This window comes from Antarcticimicrobium sp. (assembly GCF_029212575.1).
Classification (GTDB): Bacteria; Pseudomonadota; Alphaproteobacteria; order Rhodobacterales; family Rhodobacteraceae; genus Antarcticimicrobium.
This window is the reverse complement of record NZ_JARGPK010000024.1, coordinates 1-3,810: the sequence shown is the minus strand read 5'-3', so window position 1 is coordinate 3,810 and position 3,810 is coordinate 1. Positions and strand designations below refer to the sequence as shown.

The following is a 3,810-nucleotide window of genomic DNA, read 5'->3' as shown; positions in this document are numbered from 1 at the left end:
CCGCGCCTCGTCGATCGCGTATTGCACCAGCGGACGATCCACCAGCGTCATGATCTCCTTGGGAACCGACTTCGTCGCCGGCAAAAACCGCGTTCCAAGACCCGCGACCGGAAAAATCGCCTTCGTCACCTTCTTGCGCATTACTCAACCTCAAGCTCTAGTCATATCAATTCAGTTCGTCTCGGCGCCTCCATACACCTCATTTCCCGGTGACACATGTCAGAGTGGCGGAATCCTGCGCCCTTTAGCGTAATTTTTCCGCTTCGTGCGGTTTAAAGCACGCCGCTGCATCAAAACCGCGCGTTGCACGCTGCCGTTCGGCCTCGGCGCGGACCCGCCCGGCAAAGGACCAGGCCCGCAACAGCGGCTGCGACCGCGTACTTTTCCCGAACAGACCGCCGGTCTGTTCCCAGATGCCATCCTCGGCGAACCGCACCCGGTGAAAGAGCGCCGTCGGCGAAAACCGGAACAGCGTGACGGTATTGCCCGCCGACAGCTCGATCCGCGCCTGTTGATGCAGCCGCCGCCGCGCCCAGGCCCGCCCGGCCAGCAGAACCGACCGCGCATCAGGGCGCAGCGACACCGGGCGGAACGGTGTTCCGGGTTCGGGCAGAGGCTCCTGCGGCACAGGCTGGCGCGCGCGCCCTTTGGCGTGGCCGGTGCGCAGCCCGGCCAACAGGCGGGTGACGTCGTGCGGTTCCAGCCGCCCCGCTACCATGTGGCGCAGCAGGCGGCGGCGCTCGCGCGCCTGGATGTCGGCCCAGACCTCAGCCCGGCGCGCCTCGGGACAGTGGCGCGACAGGAACACCGCCCAGCTTGCCCCGATCTCGCTCAGGTCGCGCGGCGCCCGGTCGGCGCGCCGCCGCGCGCTCACGGCAAAGCCGTGGTGCACCTGCGCCAGCGGCACAAGGGCGGTTACCGCCCCGCGTTCGGCCAACCGCAGATTCAGGTCCGTCTCGTCCAGAAAGAAGCGGTAGCGTGGATCGAACCCGCCCAGGTCAGCCAGCACCGCGCGGCGGACCGCCATGTTCGTGCCCTCGGTCTTGATCGCCCGGCCGGGGCGGGCGGTCAGCAGGGTGATGCGTCCGGGGTCGAGATCCAGCGGGACCTCCCGCCCCTCTCCATCGACCGTCGCGGCACGCGACTGGAACGAAATCCCGTTGCGCCCGCGCACATAACCGCCTGCCGCCGCCACGGCGGGGTCGGCGAAGGCGGCGACAAGATGGGTAAGCCAGGTGGGTTCGGGCACCGCGTCATCGTCGAGAAAGGCCACCACATCACCCGCCGCGGCGGCAATACCGGCATTTCGCGCGGCGGAGATATTGGCGTCCTCGAAGGCGATCAACTTTGCCTGTGCGGCGAACGGCAGGCCGCGCAGCGCCGCGCGCCCGGCGGCATCGGCGACCACCACCACCTCGAACCGGGGATAGCGCAGTTGCGACACCCCCAGCAGGCAGCGGCGCAGCACCTGCGCACGGTTGTGGCTGACGATCACGACAGAGACCGTCAGCCCCGCGCTCATGCCACCCCCATCTCCGCCATCATGGCCTCGATCCGGGCCACGTCCTCGGGGTTGTTCAGCTCCCAGAACTGCCGCCCGCGCGCCTCGACCTCGACGCAGAGGATGCGGTGCCCGTGCTCGATGAACCGCAATTGCTCCAGCCCTTCGAGCTGTTCCAGCGGCCCGGCAGGCCAGCGCGGATAGGCGCCCAGCGCCGAGGGGCGGTAGGCATAGACGCCGACATGGTGAAAGACCGGGGTTTCCGCCGCGTTGTCGGGATAGCGGGCCGGGGTGTAGGGGATCACCTCTTTGGAGAAGTAGAGCGCGTGGTTGTCCTTGGTGAAGACCGCCGTGGTGCCGCCCACGCGCCCGGCCTTGCGGTCGTCGAGAAACCCGTTCAGCGCGCGCCCGTCGCAGCGCAGCACCGGGGTGGCGACCTCGGCCATCGGATCGGCGCGCAGCCCGGCGACCAGCCCCTCGACGAACCAGGCTGGGGTCAGCGGCGCGTCGCCCTGCAGGTTGACCACGATGTCAAAGCCGCCGCCAAGGGTATCGAGCACCTCGGCGCAGCGTTCGGTGCCGTTGGCGCAACTCTCGGATGTCATCACCACCTCGGCGCCGAAGCCCTCGGCGGCCGCGCGGATACGGTCGTCGTCGGTGGCAACCACTACCCGGTCGACGCCCTGCACGGCACAGGCCGCCTCCCAGCTGCGCCGGATCAGGCTTTTTGCCGCGCCGGTCGCGCCCTTCAGCGCCACCAGCGGCTTGCCCGGATAGCGGGTTGAGGCGTAGCGCGCCGGTATCGCGACCAGGACAGGCATTACGCCGACTTGAGCTTCACGCCCGGGGCATAGGCGATGAAGAACGGGTTGGCGTACCCCTCCTTGCCGTAGGTCAGCGGCGTGTGGTCGTCGAAGCGCACCACCTTGCCGCCGGCGCCCAGCAGCACCGCGTGGCCGGCGGCGGTGTCCCATTCCATCGTCCGCCCGACGCGCGGGTAGAGGTCGGCCTCGCCGGTGGCGACCAGGCAGAACTTGAGCGACGATCCGGCGCTCTTGCTGTCCTTGACGTTGTACTTGTTGATGTAATCGTCGGTGGCCTGGTCGCGGTGCGATTTCGACGCCACCACCAACAGGGCGTCGTTGTCACTCTCGGCGACGCGGATCGGATGGGTGTCGCCAATCTTTTCGGGATCGAACGGTCCCGCCTCCTCGACCGAGGTGCCATCGGCGAGCGTAAAGAACATGCGGTCCCTGGCCGGGGCATAGACCACGCCGCGGGTCGGCACGCCGCCCTCGACCAGCGCGATGTTGACAGTGAAATCGCCGCGGCGATTGATGAATTCCTTGGTCCCGTCCAGCGGATCGACAATCAGAAAGGTCTCTCCGGTCAGCCCGTGCGAGGCCGCCTGTTCCTCGGTCACCAGCATCATCCCGGGAAAGGCCGCCCGCAACCCGTCCGAGATCAGCGCGTCCGCCGCCTCGTCCGCCTCGGTCACCGGGCTGTCGTCGGATTTGACCTTCACGTCGAAGTCGTCGGCGTTGTAAATCTGCATGATCTTGGTCCCCGCCTCGATTGCGAGTTTGCGTATCACGGGAATTAAGGCATCATATTCCACAAAATGGCTCCATTTTTGCGCTGGATTGCTGATAAATCTGCCGCCACTTATGCTGTGGATGCAAAAAAACGGCAAGCCGTCCATGGTGGAATGAGACCAAGCAACGAGGCCGAGGCTGAATGTTTCAACTCCGTACACAGCGCTCGAAAATATCCGGCGCGGTCACGATCCTCGAGCTGATCTTTCATTCGGTTGTCCGCAGCGTGCGGGCGTCGCACAGCAATGCCTTCATCGCCATCGGCAAGAACATGTTGCAGGTGGTGGTCTTTGTCATGGCCTTTTACGTGATGTTTTCCGTGCTCGGGCTGCGCCGCTCGGCCGTGCGCGGGGACTTCATGCTGTACGTGATGTCCGGCATTTTCCTTTACATGTGCCACGCCAAGGCGGTGGGCGCGATCGTGCGGTCCGAGGGGCCGAACCACCCGATGATGCAGCATGCGCCGATGAACACGGCGATCACCATTACCGCGGCGGCGGTCGGGGCGCTGTATATCCAGGTGCTGACGATGATCGTCATCCTGTTCATTTATCACGTGGCGATCACTCCGATCACCATTCACCAGCCGATACCGGCCCTGGGCATGGTCATTCTTTCCTGGTTCACCGGTTGTGCCGTGGGAATGGTCCTGCTGGCGGTGCGGCCCTGGTTTCCGACGGGGGTCAGCGTGATCTCCTCGGTCTATCAGCGCGC

General features: G+C 66.1%; 4 protein-coding genes and 1 pseudogene. 1 reads left to right on the top strand and 4 read right to left on the bottom strand.

What is annotated here, in order from left to right:
- The 4 genes and pseudogenes from P1U75_RS04630 to cysQ all read right to left on the bottom strand — a co-directional run.
- Positions 1–141 (bottom strand): annotated as a pseudogene (locus tag P1U75_RS04630) (UTP--glucose-1-phosphate uridylyltransferase); the annotation flags it as partial.
- A gap of 103 nt (positions 142–244) precedes the next feature.
- Entirely contained in the window at positions 245–1,522 is a 1,278-nt protein-coding gene (locus P1U75_RS04625) for a glycosyltransferase (RefSeq protein WP_300240365.1), read from the bottom strand.
- Complete coding sequence (locus P1U75_RS04620) at positions 1,519–2,322, bottom strand: manno-octulosonate cytidylyltransferase (RefSeq protein WP_300240362.1); 804 nt, start codon at positions 2,320–2,322, stop codon at positions 1,519–1,521. The genes P1U75_RS04625 and P1U75_RS04620 overlap by 4 nt, the downstream gene beginning before the upstream one ends.
- Complete coding sequence (gene cysQ / locus P1U75_RS04615) at positions 2,322–3,119, bottom strand: 3'(2'),5'-bisphosphate nucleotidase CysQ (protein ID WP_300240359.1); 798 nt, start codon at positions 3,117–3,119, stop codon at positions 2,322–2,324. The genes P1U75_RS04620 and cysQ overlap by 1 nt, the downstream gene beginning before the upstream one ends.
- 119 nt (positions 3,120–3,238) lie before the next feature.
- On the opposite strand from cysQ, the gene P1U75_RS04610 reads away from it, so the two are divergent.
- The coding region (locus P1U75_RS04610; RefSeq protein WP_300240356.1) for an ABC transporter permease at positions 3,239–3,810 on the top strand (572 nt) is incomplete at its 3' end.